This is a genomic window from Radicibacter daui (assembly GCA_030657355.1).
Taxonomy (GTDB): domain Bacteria; phylum Pseudomonadota; class Alphaproteobacteria; order Radicibacterales; family Radicibacteraceae; genus Radicibacter; species Radicibacter daui.
In genome coordinates, this window is record CP131056.1 from 1,556,167 (window position 1) to 1,577,519 (window position 21,353).

Sequence of the window (21,353 nt, forward strand, 5' to 3'; positions counted from 1 at the left end):
GCGCGACTCGTGAGATTCATTACCCTTTATGGCGATGAACCCGGGCCGATGCTTAAGGCGGAAAAAGGGATCGAGATGGCACGTCAGGCCGGGTTCACCCTGCGCGCACTGCGCACGGTTGCTGCATTTGCTGCAGTTGCAGGCATCTCCTTCCAGGCATCCGCCACGCAGCTGTGTGCGACGCCCTCGCTGGAAGGCCACCTCTCCACCCGGCTCCTGCAAACAGAACTGATGGTCGCCGCCATCTATTGTGGCAGCAGCACCCACTACAACAGCTTCGTGCGCTCCTACAGCGACCAGCTCGTCGAAGCCGGCGAAAAGCTGCGTGGTCTGTTTGCCAGCGTCTACGGCTCAAAGCAGGCGCCGCGCGCCTGGGATACCTTCCTTACCAATCTCGCCAATGAAGCGGCGAAGCGCTCCTATGACGAGCGCTCTTTCTGCGCGCGCACCGACGCCATGTTCACCGCGCTCGACAGCGGTGAGGTGCGCGATCTGATGCATTTTGCCGAGGCGATGCCCTTTACCGACCGCCACAGCGTGCCCGCCTGCACCACCGTGGCCCAGGCCGATCTTCCGCCCGCGGCGGCCAAGAAGAACTGAGACTTTCCCAAGCCATCCCAAAACGACAAACGGCGCTCCGGTTCGGGGCGCCGTTTGTCGTTTGGCTCTACGGGATTGCCGTCAGAGGCCGCGCGCCTTGCGCACCTGCTCCCAGGCGGCATTGATGGTCGCCATCTTTTCCGTCGCCAACATGACGGCTTCTTCCGGCAGGCCCTGGGCGATCAGCTGGTCGGGGTGATGCTCGCGCACCAGCGCGCGGTAAGCGCTGCGTGCCGTCTCGTTGCTGGCTGCGGGATCGATACCGAGAATGACATAGGGGTCAGCCTTGTCCGGCCCCATATGGCCGGCGCGGATACGGTGCCACTCGCTGCCGGAAAAGCCGAAGATGTGGGCCACCGCCTCAAGATAGGAAAGTTCGGCCGGCCGCACCGTGCCATCGGCCTTGGCGATGTAGAACAGCCCGTCCAGCAATTCTTCCAGCACCGCCGGGCGGCCTTTCAGCAGCCGGGCCAGCTGGTGGGCATAGGGCTCGAAGCCGCGCGCATCGCGTTTGGCGATGTCGAACACGCGCGCCACATTGGCGGTCTCTTCCGGCGGCACGCGGAACACCTGCTTGAAGGCCGCTACCTCGTCGCGCGTTACATAGCCATCCACCTTCGCCATCTTGGCGCCGAGGGCGATGACGCCGATGGTAAAGGCTATCTTGCGTGTCGGATCGTCGGCCGCCTCGTCGGGGTTTGCGGCTTCAAGTTCCGGCGCGACATAGGCATCATAGGCATGACCCGCCAGCGCTCCCAGCAGGAGGCCAAGCGGCCCACCCAGCGCGAAGCCGACACCGCCGCCCACAATCTTGCCCCAGATAGTCATTTTGCTCCCATCCCGGCCGGGCGGCCGGCTTGCCTTTCAAGGGCCCCTGTTTGTACGGGCGGAACATTATCGGCCCCGGAAGCATTTCGGAAGTCGGGACGGGCATACTCCTGAGATCACAAAATGGAGAGCGGCGGGAATGATGGGCGTAAACTGGAGGGGATGGCTGGTGGCCGGCCTTGCCGTGCTGTCGGTAGCGGGTCTTGCCGCGCGCGCCGCGGCGGAGCCGGGGGAAAGCGGTGTCTGGACCTTTGGCGTCGATAACGACGTGTTGAACGGCGCCGACGACAATTATTCCAACGGGCTGCGGGTTTCCTACACGACCGCGGAAAATGACGTGCCGGACTGGCTGTTTTCCGCCGCCCAGTATGTGCCGATGTTCAAGACAACGGGCGACCTCAGGGCCCAGTTCGATCTCGGGCAGAACATCTTCACCCCTCACGATATTACCGACCCCAACCCGCCGACCACGGACCGGCCCTATGCCGGCTGGACCTATGTCGGTGCCGGCCTTGCCTCAGAAAGCGACGGCCGGCTGGATCGTCTCTACATGGATATCGGCATGGTCGGCCCTGCGTCGGGCGCCGAATGGGTACAGAAGAACTGGCACCGGACCTTCGGCTTCAACAAGCCGATGGGCTGGGACACCCAGCTTAAGAACGAACCCGGTGTCATTCTGGGTTACGAGCGCGACTGGAGCCTGCGCTCCGGCAAGGGGCCGCTGGGCATGGAAGCCGAGGCTCTGCCCTTTGTCGGCGGTGCGGTGGGTAACATCTACGATTACGCCTCGACCGGCGTCACCTTCCGCTTCGGCGCGGATATTCCCGATGATTACGGCCCGCCGCTGGTGCGCCCCAGCCGCACCGGCTCGGACTGGTTTGCCGCCGACCGGGCCAGCCCCGTGGGATGGTATTTTTTTGCCGGCGTCGAAGGGCGCGCAGTGGCGCGGGATATTTTCCTCGACGGCAACACCTTCGCCGACAGCCGCAGCGTCTACAAAAACAACTATGTCGGCTCGCTGCAGTTCGGCGGTGCCATTACCTTCCGTCAGACCCGCATCTCGCTGACGCAGATCGTGCGCACCCGCGAGTTCAAGGGGCAGCCGGAACCTGACAGCTTCCTCTCCCTCGCGGTCTCGACCCGGTTCTGATCCGGGTCAGTGCGCATCGACCAGGGCGCGCAGGGCCGGGTCGCGCACCTCGAGCAGGTCAAAGAGGCCAAGCGCCCGCAGCGCCGGCAGGGCCTCGATGATGTCGAGGCGGGCGTCGTCGCGTTCTTCTGCCGTGCTGGCCGGGGCGGCCAGGATACGAGCATTGGCAAGGAAGGCGCCGACGCTGCCCTTGCGGATGGTTACGCCATCCAGCTGCACCTCGTTCAGGCCGTCCGGCAAAATATCCTCGGCACGCATTGGAAAGTCCTTTCTGGATGTTGACGTCACGGCGGCTTCAGTGCCGCGCCTGACGTTTGCCCGACTTTTGTAGGCCCTTGCTGCTGGCGCTGCTAAGCTATCGCGGCCATTCAATAGTGCGATCGCGCCATGTCCGCTTCTTCTCCTGCTGGCCGGGTCTTGCCCCCTCTTGCCGCTGCCGCCCCCATTCTGGTGACGACGGGCGCCCAGCCGATGCAGCGCATTACCGAGCGGCATAGCCATGCCCAGGGTCAGCTGCTGGGGGCTAGCCGCGGGCTTCTTTCTGTCGGTACGGAAGCCGGTCTTTCTGTCGTGCCGGCAACGCATGCGGTCTGGGTGCCGCCGCACCATCCGCATTCCTTGCGTTCGCACGGGGCCTTTGAAGGCTGGAGTGTCTATGTGGCCGAAGCAGCCTGCGCCGGGCTGCCCGGCGAGCCGAGAACGGTGCGTATGTCAGAGCTGATGCGCGCGGCTGTAAAGCGGGCAGCGGGTTGGCCAGCGGGCGAGGGTTTGACGGCGGCCGGGCACAGGCTTGCCGCCGTGATGCTTGACGAGATTGCCCAGCTTGAGCCGGAGAGCTTCAGCCTGCCGCTGCCACAGGAAGCCCGGCTGCTGCGCCTTGCCGAAGCCCTGGCTGCGGACCCGGCAAGCGAGGCGGGGCTTGAGGAATGGGCGGCCTTTGCCGGCCTGTCGCCGCGCACGGTCAGCCGGCATTTTGTCAGCGAGACGGGCTTCAGCTTCACCGCGTGGCGGCAGCGCCTGCGGCTTATCCGCTCGCTGGAAATGCTGGCAGAAGGTCTTCCGGTCACCACCGTTGCCATTGATCTTGGTTACAGCAGCGTCAGCGCCTTTATCGCGCTCTTCCGGCGCAGCTTCGGGCAGACGCCGGCGGCCTATCGCCGCCAGCTGGCTGCCGGGTAGGGCTCAGGCGCGGGCCGGGGTGTCGAGATGGCGCGCCTGGCGCAGCTGCGGGAAGCCACGCGCCCAGAGCAATGCCACCAGCACGGTGCCGATGCCGCCGATGACGATGGCGGGCAGCACGCCGAACAGCGAGGCTGACATGCCGGCGCGGAACTCGCCCAGTTCGTTGGAAGCGCCGATGAAGACGCCGTTGACGGCGTTCACCCGTCCGCGCACCGCATCCGGGGTCCAGAGCTGGATCAGCGTCTCGCGCACTGCCACGCTCACCATGTCGCTGGCGCCCATCACCAGAAGGGAGGCGATGGAAATCCAGCCGGTGGTGGAGAGGCCGAAAACGACGGTCGCAAGGCCGAACAGGGTGACACCGGAAAACATGATGATACCGGCATGGTCGCGGATCGGTCGGATGGACAGCCACGCCGCCATGGCGAGGGCGCCGATGCCGGGGGCGGCACGCAGCATGCCGAGACCCCAGGGGCCGGCATGCAGCACGTCGCGGGCAACGGCCGGCAGCAGCGCCGTTGCGCCACCGAGCAGCACGGCAAAAAGGTCGAGCGAGATGGCGCCGAACACCACCTTTTCACTCCACACGAAACGGAAGCCGGCGACGACAAGGCCCCAGCCCTGCGGTTCGTCGCTACGGATCAGTTTCGGCAGGCTGAGCAGCGGGATGGTGATGGCGGCGACAGCGAACAGCACCAGCGCGCTCATATAGGCAACCGGCGCGGAAAGGCCGTAGAGCAGGCCGCCCGCAACCGGCCCGGCGATGGCCGCCAGCTGCCAGGCCGAGCTCGACATGGTGATGGCGTTGGAAAGGGCCTGCGGCGGCACGAGGCTGACGACGATGGACGAGGAGGCGGGGCCGAAGAAGGCGCGCGCCACGCCGAACACGGCAAGCAGCGCATAGACGATCCACAGCGCCGGCAGGCCGGTCAGCGCAAAGAAGAATAGCACGCCGGCACAGGCCGCCTCGATGCCCATGCAGATCGCCATGATCCAGCGGCGGTTAAAATGATCGGCAATCGTGCCGGTCACCAGCACCAGCAGCACGGAGGGCAGAAACTGCACAAGGCCGATGAGCCCGAGATCGAAGGGGTCGCGCGTCAGGTCATAAACCTGCCAGGCGATGGCTACCGCGAGGATCTGCGTGGCAAAGGCGCCGGCAATGCGCGAGATCCAGTAGATGGTGAAGTTGCGATAGTGAAAGGCCGAGCGGGAGACGGCGGTATCGGGGGCGGTCATCTGGGGTCCGGAGGCGTCCCTGAAGGACGCGGTTATCTGAAAAATCGAGCCTTAAGGACGCCTGCGGGCGCAGCCTGTCAAGGCGCCTTGCATCAATGTCGACAAAGTGTGGCGGCCTTGCCGCAACTGTGAATGACGGTCGAGCTCTGTCGGTTAGGAAAAATTTCCCCTAAGAACATTTGGTGAACAAGTAGATTTATCACCCTAGCTTGAACGAGCACACGGGGGCGCCGGACTTGCCGCTTCAGCTTGATGGCACCGCGTGTCTTTCTCAAGAAAGGTGTTGACGATGAGTGTTGATCCTATTGGCGTTTATGGCCTTTTGTCCGGGATTTCCTGGAAGGCGCCGGTCGATGTGGCGACGGTCGGTCCCATATTTCTTTCGGGTGTCCAGGACATCGACGGCGTGACCGGCACCGAAAATCAGAGTGTTCTGGTGTGGCGGCAGGAAGACCCGCTGGAGAATGGCATCTACTGGCAGCAGCCTGGAATGTGGGTGCGCCGTACGGACGCTGACGGCCCGCGCGATTTCACAACCGGCAGCCGGTTCGTCTGTCTGGGTGGTGCTGCAAATGGCAACCGCCAGTTCAAGGTCACGACAGCGACACTGCCGGTGGCTCCTGGCATCAATCCGCTGAATTTTGCTGTGGATCAGATTAACTGGGGCGGCAAGACCAGTGTGAAGGATGTCGCGACCCTGCGCCTGAATACCGAGATGGCGGCCAATATTTTTGTGCAGGGCTACTACGAAATCGGTGATGGCGGTGGCGGGCAGTTCTCGCTCGATCCGGCGGATGTAACGTCCGCAGACAACGGCGTCACCGTCATCGTCGATGCGATGGGTAATCGCTGGAAGCGCGAGTTGAATGGCACGGTTCTCAGTGTGCTTCATGCTGGCGCCCGAAATGACGGCAGTGTCGACGCCGTTGGCGCGTTTGCTGCGGCTCTCGCGACGGGGGTGACGCAACTCCACATTCCGGCCGGTACTTACCGGTTTGATTCCACGCTCATCATTGGCGCCGTCGGCTCCGCCTGGCCGATGCTCACGGGCGAGGGCATGCGCAGCACCTTCATCGACGCGACCAGCCACACTGGCCCGGCCGTCCATTTCAACCAGACCAAGGGTTCAGGCGGTGGCTACGGTGGCGGTCTCGCCGATCTTTCCATTCTCGGCAGCAATGGCGTCAAGCTGTTGGATCGCACGCAAACTCTCACAGCCGGGGGCATCCTCCCTTTCAACATGCTGTTTCAGCGCGTGGCGGTTCGTATGGTCGGCGTAACGTCACCCGGCATTGCGTTCGACTTCGCCAAGCTGGCCCGGAGCCGGGTGGAGGATTGTAACGCCGATGCTCCGAATGTCGGGCTTCTGCTGGTCGGCTGCGAGGACAACGCCATCACTGGCTTCACCGTTAGAGGGTTTTCCGGCTACGCTATCTATGAGCGTTCCTGCGGCACGCTGGGGCGGCAGAACCGGTTCTCAGGCTGTAATCTGATCGCCAACGAGGATGCGTCGGCTACCTACTTCAAGGCGGCATCGCAAAGCGTGATCATGGCCTCGTCCTACATCCGCACGTCGCCCTGCTCGTCAGTCTTCGATTTCTCGCATGTCGATGAACCGGACTGGTTTGGCGAAAATTTGCCGGCCTCTCCGTCTTTCATCGATCTGGCAGGAGTCGAAGCGGTCATCGGCTCCAACGCATCGGATTTTGCCTATCGTGTCGATGTCTCCGAGGCGCGCTATATCCGCATCGAGCCGGTCCGTATGCCGGGGGGCAGCGATGTGCTTGCCATCTTCACTGATGCCTCCGGCATTCCCTATGAAACTGGCATTCCTGCCATTGTGGGTTCCGACTATCGGGAAATTATCCTGGGCGACATCAATGAGGCCTTCGGCAGCCAGTGGCAGGCCTATCGATCCGGTTCTTCGATCGCCTATCAGGGCGGGCTCTGTTTTACGACCGGTACTCTTGCGGCCCTGCCGATGTCGTTCCAGAACGATCAGGCACTGGTTGACGGGATTCGTCTCAACTTGCCGGCGGAACTCGACACTTCGGCCACTGTTCAGTTCATCGCGCCTGCCAGCAATCCCTCTGCCGTGTATCTGGCGCCGGGGACGACCTATACGCTGGAGGTCTATGCCCGTACACGATCGCCGGACGGCGATACGCTCAACGCCAGCTTGAGCTGGTTCGAAACCGCGTGGTCGGGTTCGTCTCCGCAGGCACTTTCCCTGAGTGATTCAGTCCAGAAGTTCACCTTCACGGCGACGACACCTGCCGTTCCGTTCGCGAACGAAGGGGTTCGTTTCTCGCGCGGCACCAACAACGGTGTGATCGAGATCTACCAAGTACGAATTCTCTATTCGTGAGCGATTGACCCCGGCCTCTGGCCGTTAAGGCCATGAAGTTCTCAACAGAGCGCCCCGCCCGCCTCCAATGCGGGTGGGGTGTTTTGTTGCGGGAGATAAAATGACGGTAGCCGGTAGGGGGCGATTACGCTTTAAAGGTCGTCATGCCGGCTTTTTTCTCTCGTATGATTTTGCGCAGTGCCCTGCCGATGCGGCGTTTCGGCCTATGAAGGCCTCGGAGCGTTTGCGGCGGCCTCTTGCTTTTGCCGGCCTGTGGCTGAAGCGGGTGGTGCTGACCATCCTCGGCCTCTGGGCATTCGGGCTGTTTGCCTATCGCTGGGTCGATGCGCCGATTACGCCGCTGATGGTGATCCGCCTGTTCGAGGGCGAGGGGCTCAGCGTTCACCATGTCCGGCTGGAGGAGATTGCCCCCTCTGTGCCGCGCGCGGTGATCGCGTCGGAGGATAACCGCTTCTGCGTCCATCACGGCATCGACCTTGGGGCGGTGCGCGACGCGGTGGATGATTTTACCGACAGCGGCCGGTTGCGAGGTGCCAGTACGCTGACGATGCAGCTTGCCCGCAATCTCTTCATGTGGCCGGGCGGCGGAGCGGTGCGCAAGATCTTCGAGCTGCCGCTGGCGCTTGCCATCGATGCACTCTGGCCCAAGGAGCGCATCATCGAGCTTTACCTGCAGGTGGCCGAATGGGGCCCCGGCGTGTATGGCATCGAGGCGGCAGCCCGCAAACATTTCGACAAGCATGCCAGCCAGTTGACCCGCCGTGAGGCGGCGCTGCTGGCGGCCGTACTGCCGGCCCCGCGGCGCTGGGATCCCAATCCGCCCAGTGCCTATTTGTCGCGCCGGGCGGTGACCATCGAGCAGCGCATGCGCCAGCTCGCGCCGGACTGGTACCGCTGCCTGCCGGGTGATGATTAAGGCATTCCCGCAACGCTTTGCTTACGTTGTTTCCATTAAAATGCCGGAATCGACCCCTACACCCGTTTACTGACAAGAAGGCTGGCCCCAAGCGGTTTTCCGCAAGGCCATGGCCAGCCGTTCAGAGGGTGTGATCCAGGATGAAAAAGCCCGTCACTCTTACCGCTGCTGCGCTTTTTGCGACATTGCTCGGCGCAGCGCCCCTGGCTGCCGAGGCGGGAACCAGCGTTTCGGTCGGCATCTATGGCGGCTATCCCACGCCCTATTACCAGCCGGGCCCGCCGGGCTGGTATGGCCATCCCCATCCGCATGGCTGGGGGCCGCGTTACCGGGGCCCCTATGTGGCCTATGCCTACCCCTATCCGGCCTACCCGGTCGCCCCTCCGCCGCCTCAGGTGGTCGCGGTGCCCGTTCCTGTTCCGCAGGAGCAGAACTGGAGCCAGCCCTATCAGGTCTCCGACGGGCGTTACTGCCGCGAATATACCGAGCCGGGCATGGTGGGTGGCCGGCAGGCACAGCTGGTCGGCCATGCCTGCATGCAGCCGGATGGCACCTGGCAAAAGGTGGACTGAATTCTTTTCCCCTTGCCGGGAATTTTAGACGGAAAGGACAGGCAGCGATGCCTGTCCTTTCTTTTTGTGCCTGTCAGGAAACGGTGCCGGGCGGTGCGAAGACCGCTCGGGCGGCGCTCACCTCCTCGCGGATGGCGCAGCCTTCCGCATGGTCGTTGATGAGCCCCATCGCCTGCATGAAGGCAAAGATGGTGGTGGGGCCGACAAAGGCCCAGCCGCGGTTCTTGAGGTCTTTTGAAATGGCGATGGACGTGGCCGAGGTGGAGGCCGTCTGCGGCGTGCCATGTTCGCCGGCGGCCGGCTCCCGGCGCCAGAAATAGGCGGCAAGCGAGCCTTCTGCCTCGATCAGCTCCAGCGCCCGCTTCGCATTGTTGATCACAGCCTCGATCTTGCCGCGATGGCGCACGATGCCGGCATCCTGCAGCAGGCGCTCCACATCCGCCGCACCGAACTGCGCAACCTTGCGGAAATCGAAGCCGGCAAAGGCCGCGCGGAAGTTCTCGCGCTTGGCAAGGATGGTCCGCCAACTGAGGCCGGACTGGAAGCCTTCAAGGCACAGTTTTTCAAACAGCCGGATATCGTCCGCGACGGGAAATCCCCACTCCCGGTCGTGATAGGGCAGGAACTCGGGCACGCTGCCGCACCAGCGGCAACGCGGTTTGCCATCGGGGGCGGTGATGAGCTGGGTCATGGGTGTCATCCTGCCAGAAAGCCGAGCCGGGCATCGGTGCGCCCGGGCGTTATCTCCGCAATCTCGGTGCTGACGAGGCCTTCGGCAACAAAGGGATCTTCGGCAAGGCGCGCCTCAAGCTCGGGGCGCGAGAGATTGTGGGCGAGAATACCGCCGCCGGGCCCCGGCTGCAGGTTGCCGGTCATGAGGAAAACCCCGTCGTCGAAGCCGCGCTGGATCCAGGTTTGATGCCCTGCCATCAGGGGCTGGGCTGCAGCCTTGTCGGCGATGAATTTGAGCTGGATGACGAACATGGTCTGCTGGGCACTCCCGGATGGAAGGGGAAGACAAGGGCCGGATCAGGCTGCGGCCGTCTGCTGCGCGAGCCAGCCATGAAGGGCGGCCACCTCCCGCCGCAGGAAGTTTTCGTCGCGAAAGGCGTTGGCGAGGGCGGCAATGCCCTGGCTGCGGGCGAGCAGATGCAGCGACTGGCGGTCGGCCTCGGCAGCATCGCGGCCAAGAGCGCTGAACTGGCCCGCCAGCCATTCCCGGAACAGCTGGAACAGGCCATTGGCATCCGGCAATGCCGGATGATCGAGTTTTGCCAGCTCGTTGCAGAGTGAGCCGACCGGGCAGCCATGCTGCAGGATCTTCACCCGGTTCATGATCATCATGTCGATGAAGCTGGCGATACGCCCGGCAGGGGAGGCGCCCTCCGCCTGCCAGCGCTCCAGCAGGACCCGGGTGCCGGCCTGCCGACGCTCGATCACGGCGGCCAGGATCTCGTCCTTGGTGCGGAAGTGATAGTAGAAGTTGCCGCGCGAGATCTGCACTGCCGCGGCGATGTCGGCAAAGGAGGTGTGCTCGTAGCCCTGCTCGTAGAAGAGCCGGTCCGCCTGCGCGACGATAGTCTCCCGCGTCTCTCCCGCCCCCATGCTGCTTCTCCCGCTGCCCTGTGTTGGCCGCCTTGCGAACGATTTAGGGCATTTGTCCTAATCAAAATTAGGACGATTGTCCAAAGTCGTCAAGCGCTGCCTGCTGCTTAAGCAGATGCGAAGCCTGCATAACTCTTGACCCAAACGGAATTGGTCGCCCTTCGCGGCTGCGTGCTAACCGGGCAGCTCTCCATCCTGGGATTTACGCAAGAGAGCCGGCCTGCCGGCCATAGCCAGAACAGGGAAGCAAGACAGTGATCTCCAGACGCAATCTTCTGATCGGTGGCGCCGTCGCGCCGTTCATTTCCTATGCCGGCATCTTTTCTGCCAGCGCGGATACGCCCAGGGACATCCTTGTTGTCGCCCAGCAGATCGACAACATGACCAGCCTCGACCCGCATGAGAGCTTCGAGGCGGTGGGCGGCGAGATCATCAGCAACATGTACCAGAAGCTGGTGCGTCCGAATAAGGACGACCCTTCGAAGGTCGATGCCCAGCTGGCGGCTTCTTGGTCGGCCGATGCCGATAACAAGGTCTTCACCTTCAAACTGGCGAGGCAGACCTTCTCCAGCGGCGCCCGGGTAACGGCGGAAGATGCCGCCTTCTCGCTGCAGCGCGCCATCAAGATGAACAAGGGCGCAGCCTTCATCATCAACCAGTTCGGTTTCACGGCGGACAACGTTGCCGAACGCGTCGTTGCTGCCGATGCCGAAACGCTGGTGCTGACGACCGACAAGCCGACCTCGATCGCCTTCCTGCTCTACTGCCTCTCGGCCAACATCGCTGCCGTGGTGGAAAAGAAGACCGTGCTCGCCAACGAGGTGAATGGCGACATGGGCAATGCCTGGCTGCAGAAGAACAGCGCCGGCTCGGGCGATTTCCTGCTGCAGTCCTGGAAGGCCAGCGAAAGCATTGCCCTGCAGCTCAACCCGCACGGCCCCTACAAGGGCAACCTCAAGCGGGTGCTCATCCGCCATGTGGTCGATCCCTCGGCCCAGCTTCTGCTGCTGCAGAAGGGCGATGCCGATATCGCCCGCGACCTGACCTCCGAGCAGCTTCAGGCCATCGAGGGCGACAAGAATTTCGTGCGCATCACCCGCACCATCGCCTCGCTGATGCTGATGTCGCTCAACCAGAACGTCGAGGCGCTGCAAAAGCCGGAAGTCTGGCAGGCCATTCGCTGGGCGCTCGATTATGACGGCATGCAGAAGAACATCGTGCCGATGACCCACAAGGTGCATCAGAGCTTCGAGCCAGAAGGTTTCCCCGGCGCCGTCAACGACACGCCCTTCCTCAAGGATGTGGAGAAGGCCAAGGCCCTGATGGCCAAGGCCGGTTATGCCGACGGCTTCGACATTGTCATGGACCATTATTCGGCCCAGCCCTATCCGGACCTTGCCCAGGCCATCCAGGCGAGCCTCGGTGCCATCGGCATCCGCGTGCAGCTGCAGGCCGCCGAAAACCGCCAGGTGCTGACCAAGATGCGTGCCCGCCAGCACCAGATTGCCCTGTCGGCCTGGGGCACGGACTATTTCGACGCCAACTCCAACGCCGAAGTGTTCTGCATCAACAAGGACAATGCGGACGACGCCAAGTCCAAGCCCTTTGCCTGGCGCTCGCACTACAAGAACGACGATTTCGCCGCAAAGGCGGAAGCCGCGCGTGACGAGAAGGACCCGGCAAAGCGCATCGAGCTCTATGAGGCGTTGCAGCGCGAGTTCATGGAAAACAGCCCCTTCATCTTCCTGTTCCAGACGCAGAAGAATGCCGTCTGTTCCACGAAGGTGACCGGCTTCCGCCTGGGCGTGCTGTCCGAGGGTAACTCCTACTCGGAGACCATCAAGGCGTGACCTCCCGCGTCAAAAGTCTGACGAAGATCCTGAGCAGCGTCGTCCTGACGCTGCTCGGTCTTTCCATCGTCACCTTCCTCATCGGCCGGGTCATGCCGGTCGATCCGGTGATTGCCGCCGTGGGCGACAATGCCCCGGAAGAGGTGATCGTGCGCGTGCGGGCGGAAATGGGGCTCGACCAGCCGCTTGTCGTGCAATACCTGCACTATCTGGGTCAGGTGCTACATGGCGATTTCGGCATGTCGGTACTGACGAAGAACCCGGTTGCCGTCGATATCGCCCGCGTGTTTCCGGCCACGCTGGAACTGGCGACAGGCGCACTGCTGCTCGCGGCCCTCATCGGCATTCCGCTTGGTGTCTGGGCGGCGGTGCGGCAGGGGCGGTTGGTGGACCAGATCATCCGCATCGTCTGCCTCGCCGGTCATTCCGTGCCGGTGTTCGTGCTCTCGCTGCTATCGCTGCTGATCGTCTACGCCAAACTGGGCCTCGCGCCGGGGCCGGGACGGCAGGACATTCTCTATGACGGCATGATCACGCCGGTAACAGGCCTTCTCAGCATCGATACGCTGCTGGCCGGCGATCTCGGCGCCTTTTGTGATGCGCTTGCCCATATGGCGCAGCCGGTCATCATCCTTGCCTATTTCTCGATGGCCTACATCACCCGCATGACGCGCGCCTTCATGATCGATGCGCTAAAGGGTGAATATGTGATCACCGCGCGCGCCGCCGGCCTTACCGGCACCCGCGTGGTGTGGGGCCATGCCTTTCCCAATGTGGCCGTGCAGCTCGTCACCGTGCTGGCGCTGACCTATGCCGGCCTGCTGGAAGGCGCCGTCGTCTCCGAGACGGTGTTCAGCTGGCCGGGCCTCGGGCGCTATCTCACCAATGCGCTGATGAATGGCGACATGAACCCGGTGGTCAGCGCCACGCTGCTGATCGGCACCATCTATGTCGGCCTCAATCTGCTGGCCGACCTGCTCTACCGCCTGCTGGACCCGCGCGTTACATGATCCTTTCCAACTTCCGCAGTTGGGCGCTGGACGAGGCGCCCGCCTCGCGCTCCCAGGCGACCTGGGGCAGCGCCTACCGTGTGTGGCTGTCGCTGAGGCGCAATCCGCTGAGCATGATCGGCCTTGCGATCATCCTCGCCTTCGTTGCCCTGTCGCTGGCAGCCCCGCTGCTGGCGCCCTATGACCCGGCGGCGCAGGACCTTGGCAACCGCCTTGCTGCAAGCTCCGGCGCACACTGGTTCGGCACGGACGAACTGGGCCGCGACGTGCTCTCGCGCCTGCTCTATGGCGGCCGTGTCACGCTGGGCATGGTGGTGGCCGTGGTGGTGCTGGTGGCGCCCATCGGCCTTGGCATCGGCTGCATCGCCGGTTATTTCGGCGGGGCGGTCGATACCGCGCTCATGCGCCTTACCGATATCTTCCTTGCCTTTCCCCGCCTTATCCTGGCGCTCGCCTTCGTGGCGGCGATGAAGCCGGGCGTGGAAAGTGCCATCCTTGCCATCGCGCTCACCGCCTGGCCGCCTTATGCGCGCCTTGCCCGGGCCGAAACGCTGACGGTGCGCGGCAGCGATTTCATCGCCGCCTGCCGCCTGACCGGCGCCTCGCCGTGGCGCATCATTCTGCGCCACGTCATGCCGCTGTGTACGCCCAGCCTCATCGTGCGGGTGACGCTGGATATGAGCTCCATCATCATCACCGCTGCCAGCCTCGGTTTCCTGGGCATGGGCGCCCAACCGCCCTCGCCGGAATGGGGCGCGATGATTGCGACGGCCAAGCGCTTCATCTTTGACCAGTGGTGGGTCGCCACGGTTCCTGGCATCGCCATTTTCCTCGTCTCGCTCGCCTTCAACTTCCTCGGCGATGGTCTGCGCGACGTGCTCGATCCCAAGGGGCGCTGAGGCATGCTGGCGGAAATAGACAATCTGCGGATTTCCTTCCCCACGCCCTCCGGCTTTTACGAAGCCGTGCGGGGCGTGTCGCTGAAGCTCGGGCAGGAGAAGCTGGGTATCGTGGGCGAGAGCGGCTCCGGCAAGAGCCTGACCGCCCGGGCCCTGATGCGGCTGTTGCCCTCGCAGGCCCGTATCGAGGCCGATACGTTGCGCTTCGATGGTATCGACATCCTCTCTGCCAGCGAGCAGCAGATGCGGGCAGTACGCGGCAAGCGGGCCGGCTTCATCCTGCAGGACCCGAAATATTCGCTGAACCCGGTCAAATCCATCGGGGCACTGGTCGCCGAGGTGTGGCGGTTGCACAAGGGCGGCAGCCGGCGCGAGGCGATGGAAGCGGCGATAAACCTGCTGGAGCAGGTGAAGATCCGCGACCCGCACCGGGTGGCGAAATCCTATCCGCACGAAATCTCCGGCGGCATGGGCCAGCGCGTCATGATCGCCATGATGCTGGCGCCCGACCCGGAGATGCTGATTGCCGACGAGCCGACCAGTGCGCTCGATGCGACCGTGCAGGCCGAGATTTTGCGCCTGATCGAGGAGCTGGTGTCCGAGCGCGGCATGGGCCTTCTGCTCATCAGCCATGACTTGCCGCTGGTCTCGCATTTCTGCGACCGGGTGATGGTCATGTATGCCGGCCGCGTGGTGGAGGAGCTTGCCGCCAGCGAGCTGTCCTCGGCGCACCATCCCTATACGCGCGGGCTTCTGGATTGCATCCCCTCGCTCAGCCGGCCGCAGGAGCGGCTTTCCGTCCTCAACCGTGATCCGGCATGGGCCAATCCATGATCGATGTTGAAAATCTGCGTGTCCGCTTCGGCTCCCGCGAGGCGGTGAAGGGGGTTTCCTTCTCCGTCGGGCAGGGGGACTGTTTCGGCGTCGTTGGCGAAAGCGGTTCCGGCAAGTCCACCATCCTGCGCGTGCTCGCCGGACTTTATGATGACTGGTCGGGCAAGGTTGCTTTCGGTGGGGAAGCGGTCGGGCCGCGCCGCCAGCGCGCCTTCTTCCGCAAGGTGCAGATGGTGTTCCAGGATCCGTACGGCTCCCTGCATCCGCGCCAGACCATCGACCGTATCCTCAGCGAATTGCCGCTGGTGCATGGTATGGACGATATCGACGGGCGCATCCTGCGTGCGCTCGATGCCGTGGCCCTGCCGCGTGCCGCGCGCTTCCGCTTTCCGCACCAGCTCTCCGGCGGCCAGCGCCAGCGTGTGGCGATTGCCCGTGCCCTGATCGCCGAGCCGGAAGTGCTGCTGCTGGATGAGCCGACCAGCGCGCTCGATGTTTCGGTGCAGGCGGAGATTTTGAATCTGCTGGCGGATCTGCGGCGCGAGCGCGGCCTTACCTATCTGCTGGTCAGCCACAATCTGGCGGTCGTCGCCCATCTCTGCTCCCATGTGGGGGTGATGTATGGCGGCGAAATGGTGGAGCTGACGGATGCGGCGACGCTGCGCGAGGGGCGGGTTAGTCACCCCCACACGCAGGAACTGCGGCGCCTCAGCGTCGAGCTTGAAGAGACGGGGAACTGAGGTCCGGATCGCGGCCTTGTGGATGGGGTGAAAATGGACAAGCAGAACTGGCCGCTGGCAGTGCAGGTGGCCGCGGATTTTGCCGCGGAGTGGAAGGCCGATGCCCCCGGCGGTGCGATTGTCGCCTTCGATGCTTCGGGCATACGCTTTGCCCATGCCGGCGGGCTGGAGAGCCTTGCGACCCGCGCGCCCTTCACGCCGGCCAGCGTGGTGCGCTACGCCTCTGTTACCAAACATGTCTTCTGCGCCATGGTGCTGGCCCATCCGACGCTGATCGGTCTGGAAGACAGATTGGGTAAACACCTGCCGGAACTCTCGGAGCCGCTCGCCTCCGTCACCGTTGGCCGTGCGCTCAATATGACCGGCGGCCTGCCGGATGTACGCGAATGCCTGACGCTGCTGGGCCTCTCCGTCTATTCCCACACCGATGCCGAGGCGTTGCTGAAGTATCTCGCGCGGCTCACCCGCCTCAATTTCGAGGCCGGCACCGAGATTTCCTATTCCAATACCGGCTACCGGCTTGTCGAGGCGGCGCTGGAGAGCAAGGGCGTGCGCTTTGACGACTGGGTGCAGAAGGTCATCTCCGGCCCGCTGCGCATTGCGATGAAGGCACCGGATGTATGGGACGATGCCGTGCCCGGCCTTGTGCCGGGTTACTGGCACTCCGGCGAAAAGTGGCAGCTGGCGGCTGCGGGCCTGCATATTTCCGCTTCCGGCAGCCTGACGGGCAGCGCCGAGGCGCTGGCCAAGTGGCTGAAGGCCCTTGTTGCGGGCAATGGGCTGCTCAACGGCCGGTTCCCGGCGCTCTCGGCCCGGCGCACGCTCAAGGATGGCCGGCCGACGGGATACGGGCTCGGCCTGCGCCGCTCGCTTCTTGGCGGGCGCGAGCTGCTGGGCCATGGCGGTTCTCACCCCGGCTACAAGACGCATTTCCTCATCGAGCCGGAAAGTGGAGCAGGCGTTGTCGTCGTCACCAACCGGGAAGATACCAACACTTACAAGATGGCGCTTGGCACCATGGCCGCGCTGCTGGACGAACCCCTGCCGGCTACGAGTGACATTCTGGGTGAGGGGACATGGGTCAGCGAGAGCGGCCCGTGGTGGATCACCGTCAAGGGCAGCGCCGTCAATTATATCGACAGCGAAGACATGCTTTACGCGGATGGCGAGGGCTGGGTTTCTTCCCGCTCCCCGACAGCACCGCTGCGGCTTCGCCGTGACGGTGATGCGCTGGTGGGCGAGGTAGGCCATGTGGTCCGTCGCTTCCTGCCGGCAGCAGGCGGCAAAGTCCCGGCCACGCTTTCCGGGCGCTGGGAATCGCCGGAAGGGGCCGTCTTCGACATCGTCGACGGGGCGCTCATCCAGGGCATCGGCCCCTGCCGGCAGGTCATGCCGCTTGAGGCGCTGGGCGGCGGGCGATATCTCTATACCCTCGTTGACGGACCCTGGCGCAAACGCGTCTGCCTGCATCAACTGGCGGCAGATCGTGTGGAGCTCGTGCTCAGCCGGGCCCGGATGATTGAGTACACGCGCGCCCGCTGACAAGCGGGCGCCGCCGCGCGCCCGGACCCGGCCATCCCGCCAGGAAAAGGGGGCCGGGTTTGGGGGAGTGCGCGGCATGGAGATGAAGTGGCTGGAGGATTTTGTGGCGCTCGCCGAGACGCTCAATTTCTCCAGGGCCGCCGAGCTGCGCCATGTCACCCAGTCTGCCTTCAGCCGCCGCATCAAGCAGCTTGAGGAGTGGGTGGGGGCAAGCCTTGTCGACCGCGCCTCCTACCCCTCGCGCCTCACCGATGCCGGCCAGCGTTTTGTGCCGGTAGCGCGGGAGACGCTGCGCCAGCTCTACCACACCCGCCGCGAGCTGCAGGTGGAAGAGGGCTCCGACGCGCGCACCGTGCGGGTTACCGCGCTGCACACGCTCTCCCTCACCTTTTTCCCGGACTGGTTTGCCGCGCTCTCGCAGCGGCTGGGGCCGCTGGTGTCGATCATGAAGCCGGATTCCGGCAGCATGGAAGAGAACCTGACGTCGCTGGTGGAGGGGGAGTGCGACTTCCTGCTCACCTATGCCCATGACGATGTGCCGATGCTGCTCGACCCCGAGGCCTTCGAGCATCGCAGCGTGGGCAGCGAGAACATCGTTGCCGTTTCCGCGCCGGATGCGAACGGGGCGCCGGCGCACCGCATCGAGGCCTCGCGCAAACCCTTTGCCTATGTCGCCTACCAGCGCGGCTCGTTCTTCGGGCAGCTGCTGGATGGTGGCATCGCGACCCGCCTGCCACCCTTCGAGCGGGTGCATGTGGGCAGCATGTGCGTGGGCCTCAAGGCCATGGCGACGGCGGGCTGGGGCGTTGCCTTCGTGCCGGAGAGTCTGGCCGCCATTGAGCTGGAACAGGGGCGGCTTGTGCGGGCTGCGGGCCGGGAATGGGATATCCCCGTCGATATCCGCCTTTATCGCTCGCGCAAGAACCGCCGGCAGGTGGTCACCCGCCTCTGGTCGGCGCTGGGCCGGAGCTGAGGCGGGTATTTACGGTGTTCAGATCGCGGTCTGGCGGGCGTTTTCGAGATAAAGCTCGCGCAGGCGACGGATGACCGGGCCCGGCTTGCCGTCGCCGACCGGGCGGCCGTCGATGCTCACCACCGAGACGACGAAATTGGAGGCGGAGGTGAGGCCGGCTTCCTGAGCGCCAAACGCCTCTTCAAGCGTGAAGGGCCGCTCCTCGACCGTCAGCCCTTTTTCGCGGGCGAGGGCCAGCGCGGCAAGGCGGGTACAGCCCGGCAGGGTCTTGCTGCTGCTGCCCCGGGTGATGAGGCGGCCATCGGTCGTTACGATATAGGCGGTGGAAGAAGCACCTTCCGTCACCACGCCCTCCTCGACCATCCAAGCCTCGCTGGCTCCCCTGGCTTTCGCCTCACGCTTGGCCATCACCTGCGGCAGCAGGCAGACACTCTTGATATCGCGTCGGGCCCAGCGCAGGTCCGGTACAGTGGCGACAGCAACACCCTTTTCAGCCGAGGCCACATGCTCAAGCCGTTTTTCCTGGGTGAAGAGCAGCAGCGTGGGTTTCAGATCGTCCGAATAGAGAAAATCGCGGTCCGCCGCGCCGCGCGTCACCTGCAGATAGACGAGGCCTTCGGTGAGATTGTTTTCGCGCACGAGGCGGCGCTCGATCTCCACGATCTCATCCGTCGTAACCGGCAGGTGGATGCCGATTTCGCCGACGCTGCGCTTCAGGCGGGTGAGGTGAAGCGCGGCATCGATCAGCTTGCCTTCCAGCACTGCGGTTACTTCATAAATGCCGTCACCGAAGAGAAAGCCGCGGTCGAAGATCGACAGGCTGGCTTCTTCGGCCGGCAGGAAGGCGCCGTTGAGGTAGACGATGCGGGGCTGGCTGGACATCGGGGGACCTTGTTAATTCGGGTTATTCTGGTTTTGAAAACAGCTGCCGGACGGCATCGGGATCGAGCGGCGGCACGCGGGCGGTTTTGCCGCTTGCCGCGTTGAATCCTTCCATGGCTGTTGCCATGGTGAGGGAGTTGAGGATGGCTTCTTCTGCCGCCTCGATCACCGCCTCGAACAGCGGGGAGACGGCATCGTTACCAAGCTCGGGATAGGTCGCCGCCATCTTGCGCCGCTCCGGCGTGCGGCGAACGGCGGAGGCGGTTGAAAAAGCGAGCGCATAATCGCCCGAGCCGTTGCTGAGTGCGGCGCCGGTACGGGCCAGCCCGCCAAAGGCACGTTTGGCAAGGCGCTCCAGAGTGCGACCGCCGAGCGGGGCGTCGGTTGCCACGATCATCACGATGGAACCGTCGCGGTCATGCTGTGGCGGTACCCGGTAGGGGCGGCCGCCGATCAGCAAATCGCCGCCATAGTTGGATTGCACCAGCACGCCCAGCCGGTATGTCGCCCCGCCGGCTTTCACCTCGCGGGAGGCCGTGCCGATGCCGCCCTTGTGGCCGAAGGCAACGGTGCCGGTGCCGGCACCCACCGCGCCTTCCTCAACCGCGCCGGATGAGGCGGCGCCGATGGCCGCCAGCATTTCGTCAACGCTCGGCCGGGCGGCCCGAATGTCATTAAGGCGGCCATCATTGGTCTCGCCGACCACGGCATTCAGCGAAATGACCTTCTCATTGCCGCTTTGGGCCAGCGTGTAGCGGTTGATCGCCTCGATGGCGCGGCCGACGGCGAGGGTGTTGGTCAGCAGGATCGGCGTTTCGATCTCGCCCAGTTCGGCGATCTGCGTTGCCCCGGCAAACTTGCCATAGCCGTTGAAGACGGCGAGCGCGGCCGGCACCTTGTCCTGATAGAGATTGCCGCCATGGGCCAGGATGGCCGTGGCCCCGGTGCGGGTACGATCCCCCTCCACCAGCGTCACATGGCCGACGGCGACACCTTCCACATCGGTGATCGCATTCAGCGGCCCGGTGGGATAAGTGCCTGACGGAATTCCAAGTTCGCGAACGCGCCGGCGCATGAACGGCCCCTGACTGGCAGCGGAAAGACTGTGCGGCGGACGTTATGCCCATCGACCGGCAAAGGGCATCTCAAAGTTGGAATAAGGCTAGACCGGGCGCGCAAGTCTGGCAGGTTTCGCCACATCTTTTGGCTGTTTCTCCTCCCGTTCGGCGGCTGTTTTTGGCAAAACATCCTGCGGCGGTGGCATTGCTACGGACTGCCGTAGGCATTGGGGGCATTTTGGTTGGAGCGATCCTGAGGGCCGGGTTCGGCGTATGGCGCAGAAGCAGGGCCGAGATCATTCAGTTTGGCTTCTTGCCTCAGGGGGTCGCTACGGGATTGCTTCTTTATGTCAGCTGGCTCGGCTCCCGCCTTAATGCCGATGACTGGGGTATTGGCGCGATGCTTGGCGTTTTCGGCGTGCTGCTGGTCGCATGGGGACTGCACTCGCTCGTAATCAGCCGTTGGGCGCGTTTTTGTCTGTTGGGGGAGTGGGGGGCCGACTGGTGGTGGTCGATCGTGCCGGATGCTGCGGCCCGCCGGACGCTGGTGGCCCAGCTTCGCGTCTTGGTGTTGATCCTTCTGGTGATGGTGCCATTGGGTTTTGCCGCTGGTTGTGCAACCGCAGTGCTGTCGCAGGCGATTGGAAATTCGCCAGTAATCAATCTCCTGCCGCTATTATTATTCCCCGTCGCCCTTTGCATCGGAATAAGAAACGCTGCCTATCCAGTGGCCCGGGCAATCAATCTTAACGAGAGTATCTCTTCGGTCTGGCAGGCCTTAAAAGGCCGGCGATCCTGGTCGCTGCTTGGCTCTGTGGTCCTTGCCGGACTGATCTATCTCTTGGTGACGGTTCTTGCCGGGATGGCGACCGGCTTCCTTCTCGGGTTTGGCGCTGCCCTGGCAGGCGGCGGCCAGCCGATGATCTCCATCACGATACTGGTGGCGCGAGGTGTTGCCGGGTTTCTGGTTAGTTTGTTGTTTACGCCCGTTTTTGTGGTGATGATTGCCTACGCGTTGCGGGAGGCTCTGATTACGCGGGAGAAGGCGCGGGCCGCATCGGAAGCAGAACGGGCGACGGAAGAGTAGCCCTGACTGGCAGTGGGG

General features: G+C 63.9%; 22 protein-coding genes. 14 read left to right on the plus strand and 8 right to left on the minus strand.

What is annotated here, in order from left to right; all coding sequences use genetic code 11:
• Positions 1 to 9: 9 nt before the first annotated feature.
• Positions 10 to 600, plus strand: a complete 591-nt coding sequence (locus QTL98_RS07330) for a hypothetical protein (RefSeq protein ID WP_445681563.1) — start codon at positions 10 to 12, stop codon at positions 598 to 600.
• An 81-nt stretch (positions 601 to 681) separates the two neighbouring features.
• Here QTL98_RS07330 and QTL98_RS07335 read toward each other — a convergent pair whose 3' ends face one another.
• On the minus strand, positions 682 to 1,428 hold the full coding sequence (locus QTL98_RS07335) for a TerB family tellurite resistance protein (protein ID WP_445681564.1): 747 nt from the start codon (positions 1,426 to 1,428) through the stop codon (positions 682 to 684).
• 139 nt (positions 1,429 to 1,567) lie between these two features.
• On the opposite strand from QTL98_RS07335, the gene QTL98_RS07340 reads away from it, so the two are divergent.
• Positions 1,568 to 2,578: a lipid A deacylase LpxR family protein gene (locus QTL98_RS07340; RefSeq protein WP_445681565.1), complete on the plus strand. Its 1,011-nt coding sequence runs from the start codon at positions 1,568 to 1,570 to the stop codon at positions 2,576 to 2,578.
• Between the two features lie 6 nt (positions 2,579 to 2,584).
• On the opposite strand, the gene QTL98_RS07345 is transcribed toward QTL98_RS07340, so the two are convergent.
• Positions 2,585 to 2,836, minus strand: coding sequence for a hypothetical protein (locus tag QTL98_RS07345; protein ID WP_445681566.1), 252 nt, complete (start codon positions 2,834 to 2,836; stop codon positions 2,585 to 2,587).
• 129 nt (positions 2,837 to 2,965) lie between these two features.
• Between QTL98_RS07345 and QTL98_RS07350 the strand changes: the two genes are divergently transcribed.
• Positions 2,966 to 3,757, plus strand: coding sequence for an AraC family transcriptional regulator (locus QTL98_RS07350; RefSeq protein WP_445681567.1), 792 nt, complete (start codon positions 2,966 to 2,968; stop codon positions 3,755 to 3,757).
• Positions 3,758 to 3,760: 3 nt separating this feature from the next.
• On the opposite strand, the gene QTL98_RS07355 is transcribed toward QTL98_RS07350, so the two are convergent.
• Positions 3,761 to 4,999 carry an MFS transporter gene (locus QTL98_RS07355; protein ID WP_445681568.1) on the minus strand — a complete coding sequence of 413 codons (1,239 nt, stop codon included), beginning with the start codon at positions 4,997 to 4,999 and terminating at the stop codon, positions 3,761 to 3,763.
• Between the two features lie 289 nt (positions 5,000 to 5,288).
• On the opposite strand from QTL98_RS07355, the gene QTL98_RS07360 reads away from it, so the two are divergent.
• The 3 genes from QTL98_RS07360 (at position 5,289) to QTL98_RS07370 (ending at position 8,855) form a co-directional block, all read left to right on the plus strand.
• Complete coding sequence (locus QTL98_RS07360; RefSeq protein WP_445681569.1) at positions 5,289 to 7,367, plus strand: putative phage tail protein; 2,079 nt, start codon at positions 5,289 to 5,291, stop codon at positions 7,365 to 7,367.
• Between the two features lie 223 nt (positions 7,368 to 7,590).
• Positions 7,591 to 8,283, plus strand: a complete 693-nt coding sequence (gene mtgA / locus QTL98_RS07365; protein ID WP_445681570.1) for a monofunctional biosynthetic peptidoglycan transglycosylase — start codon at positions 7,591 to 7,593, stop codon at positions 8,281 to 8,283.
• Positions 8,284 to 8,423: 140 nt separating this feature from the next.
• Entirely contained in the window at positions 8,424 to 8,855 is a 432-nt protein-coding gene (locus QTL98_RS07370) for an RT0821/Lpp0805 family surface protein (protein WP_445681571.1), read from the plus strand.
• A 73-nt stretch (positions 8,856 to 8,928) separates the two neighbouring features.
• Here the strand turns inward: QTL98_RS07370 and QTL98_RS07375 are convergent, their stop codons facing one another.
• The 3 genes from QTL98_RS07375 to QTL98_RS07385 are packed head-to-tail and all read right to left on the minus strand — an operon-like array spanning position 8,929 to position 10,460.
• The gene (locus tag QTL98_RS07375; protein ID WP_445681572.1) at positions 8,929 to 9,546 is read right to left on the minus strand and encodes a DNA-3-methyladenine glycosylase I; all 618 of its coding nucleotides are present in this window, start codon (positions 9,544 to 9,546) and stop codon (positions 8,929 to 8,931) included.
• 5 nt (positions 9,547 to 9,551) lie between these two features.
• Positions 9,552 to 9,839: a YciI family protein gene (locus QTL98_RS07380; RefSeq protein WP_445681573.1), complete on the minus strand. Its 288-nt coding sequence runs from the start codon at positions 9,837 to 9,839 to the stop codon at positions 9,552 to 9,554.
• Between the two features lie 45 nt (positions 9,840 to 9,884).
• Positions 9,885 to 10,460: a TetR/AcrR family transcriptional regulator gene (locus QTL98_RS07385; RefSeq protein ID WP_445681574.1), complete on the minus strand. Its 576-nt coding sequence runs from the start codon at positions 10,458 to 10,460 to the stop codon at positions 9,885 to 9,887.
• Between the two features lie 254 nt (positions 10,461 to 10,714).
• Here QTL98_RS07385 and QTL98_RS07390 point away from each other — a divergent pair, with 254 nt between their 5' ends.
• From QTL98_RS07390 to QTL98_RS07420, 7 genes are all read left to right on the plus strand, one after another.
• Positions 10,715 to 12,310, plus strand: coding sequence for an ABC transporter substrate-binding protein (locus tag QTL98_RS07390; protein WP_445681575.1), 1,596 nt, complete (start codon positions 10,715 to 10,717; stop codon positions 12,308 to 12,310).
• On the plus strand, positions 12,307 to 13,320 hold the full coding sequence (locus QTL98_RS07395) for an ABC transporter permease (protein ID WP_445681576.1): 1,014 nt from the start codon (positions 12,307 to 12,309) through the stop codon (positions 13,318 to 13,320). Before QTL98_RS07390 ends, QTL98_RS07395 begins: the two co-directional genes overlap by 4 nt.
• The gene (locus tag QTL98_RS07400; protein ID WP_445681577.1) at positions 13,317 to 14,219 is read left to right on the plus strand and encodes an ABC transporter permease; all 903 of its coding nucleotides are present in this window, start codon (positions 13,317 to 13,319) and stop codon (positions 14,217 to 14,219) included. Before QTL98_RS07395 ends, QTL98_RS07400 begins: the two co-directional genes overlap by 4 nt.
• Before the next feature lie 3 nt (positions 14,220 to 14,222).
• Positions 14,223 to 15,053, plus strand: coding sequence for an ABC transporter ATP-binding protein (locus QTL98_RS07405; RefSeq protein ID WP_445681578.1), 831 nt, complete (start codon positions 14,223 to 14,225; stop codon positions 15,051 to 15,053).
• Positions 15,050 to 15,793 carry an ABC transporter ATP-binding protein gene (locus QTL98_RS07410; protein ID WP_445681579.1) on the plus strand — a complete coding sequence of 248 codons (744 nt, stop codon included), beginning with the start codon at positions 15,050 to 15,052 and terminating at the stop codon, positions 15,791 to 15,793. Before QTL98_RS07405 ends, QTL98_RS07410 begins: the two co-directional genes overlap by 4 nt.
• A gap of 33 nt (positions 15,794 to 15,826) precedes the next feature.
• A complete protein-coding gene (locus tag QTL98_RS07415; protein ID WP_445681580.1) occupies positions 15,827 to 17,335 on the plus strand; it encodes a serine hydrolase domain-containing protein in 1,509 nt (502 codons plus the stop codon).
• Positions 17,336 to 17,411: 76 nt separating this feature from the next.
• Entirely contained in the window at positions 17,412 to 18,308 is an 897-nt protein-coding gene (locus QTL98_RS07420) for a LysR family transcriptional regulator (protein ID WP_445681581.1), read from the plus strand.
• A gap of 18 nt (positions 18,309 to 18,326) precedes the next feature.
• On the opposite strand, the gene QTL98_RS07425 is transcribed toward QTL98_RS07420, so the two are convergent.
• Both QTL98_RS07425 and QTL98_RS07430 read right to left on the minus strand, forming a co-directional pair.
• On the minus strand, positions 18,327 to 19,190 hold the full coding sequence (locus QTL98_RS07425; RefSeq protein WP_445681582.1) for a D-amino-acid transaminase: 864 nt from the start codon (positions 19,188 to 19,190) through the stop codon (positions 18,327 to 18,329).
• Positions 19,191 to 19,212: 22 nt separating this feature from the next.
• Complete coding sequence (locus QTL98_RS07430) at positions 19,213 to 20,265, minus strand: P1 family peptidase (protein ID WP_445681583.1); 1,053 nt, start codon at positions 20,263 to 20,265, stop codon at positions 19,213 to 19,215.
• A gap of 44 nt (positions 20,266 to 20,309) precedes the next feature.
• Here QTL98_RS07430 and QTL98_RS07435 point away from each other — a divergent pair, with 44 nt between their 5' ends.
• Positions 20,310 to 21,335, plus strand: a complete 1,026-nt coding sequence (locus tag QTL98_RS07435) for a hypothetical protein (RefSeq protein WP_445681584.1) — start codon at positions 20,310 to 20,312, stop codon at positions 21,333 to 21,335.
• Positions 21,336 to 21,353: the final 18 nt, after the last annotated feature.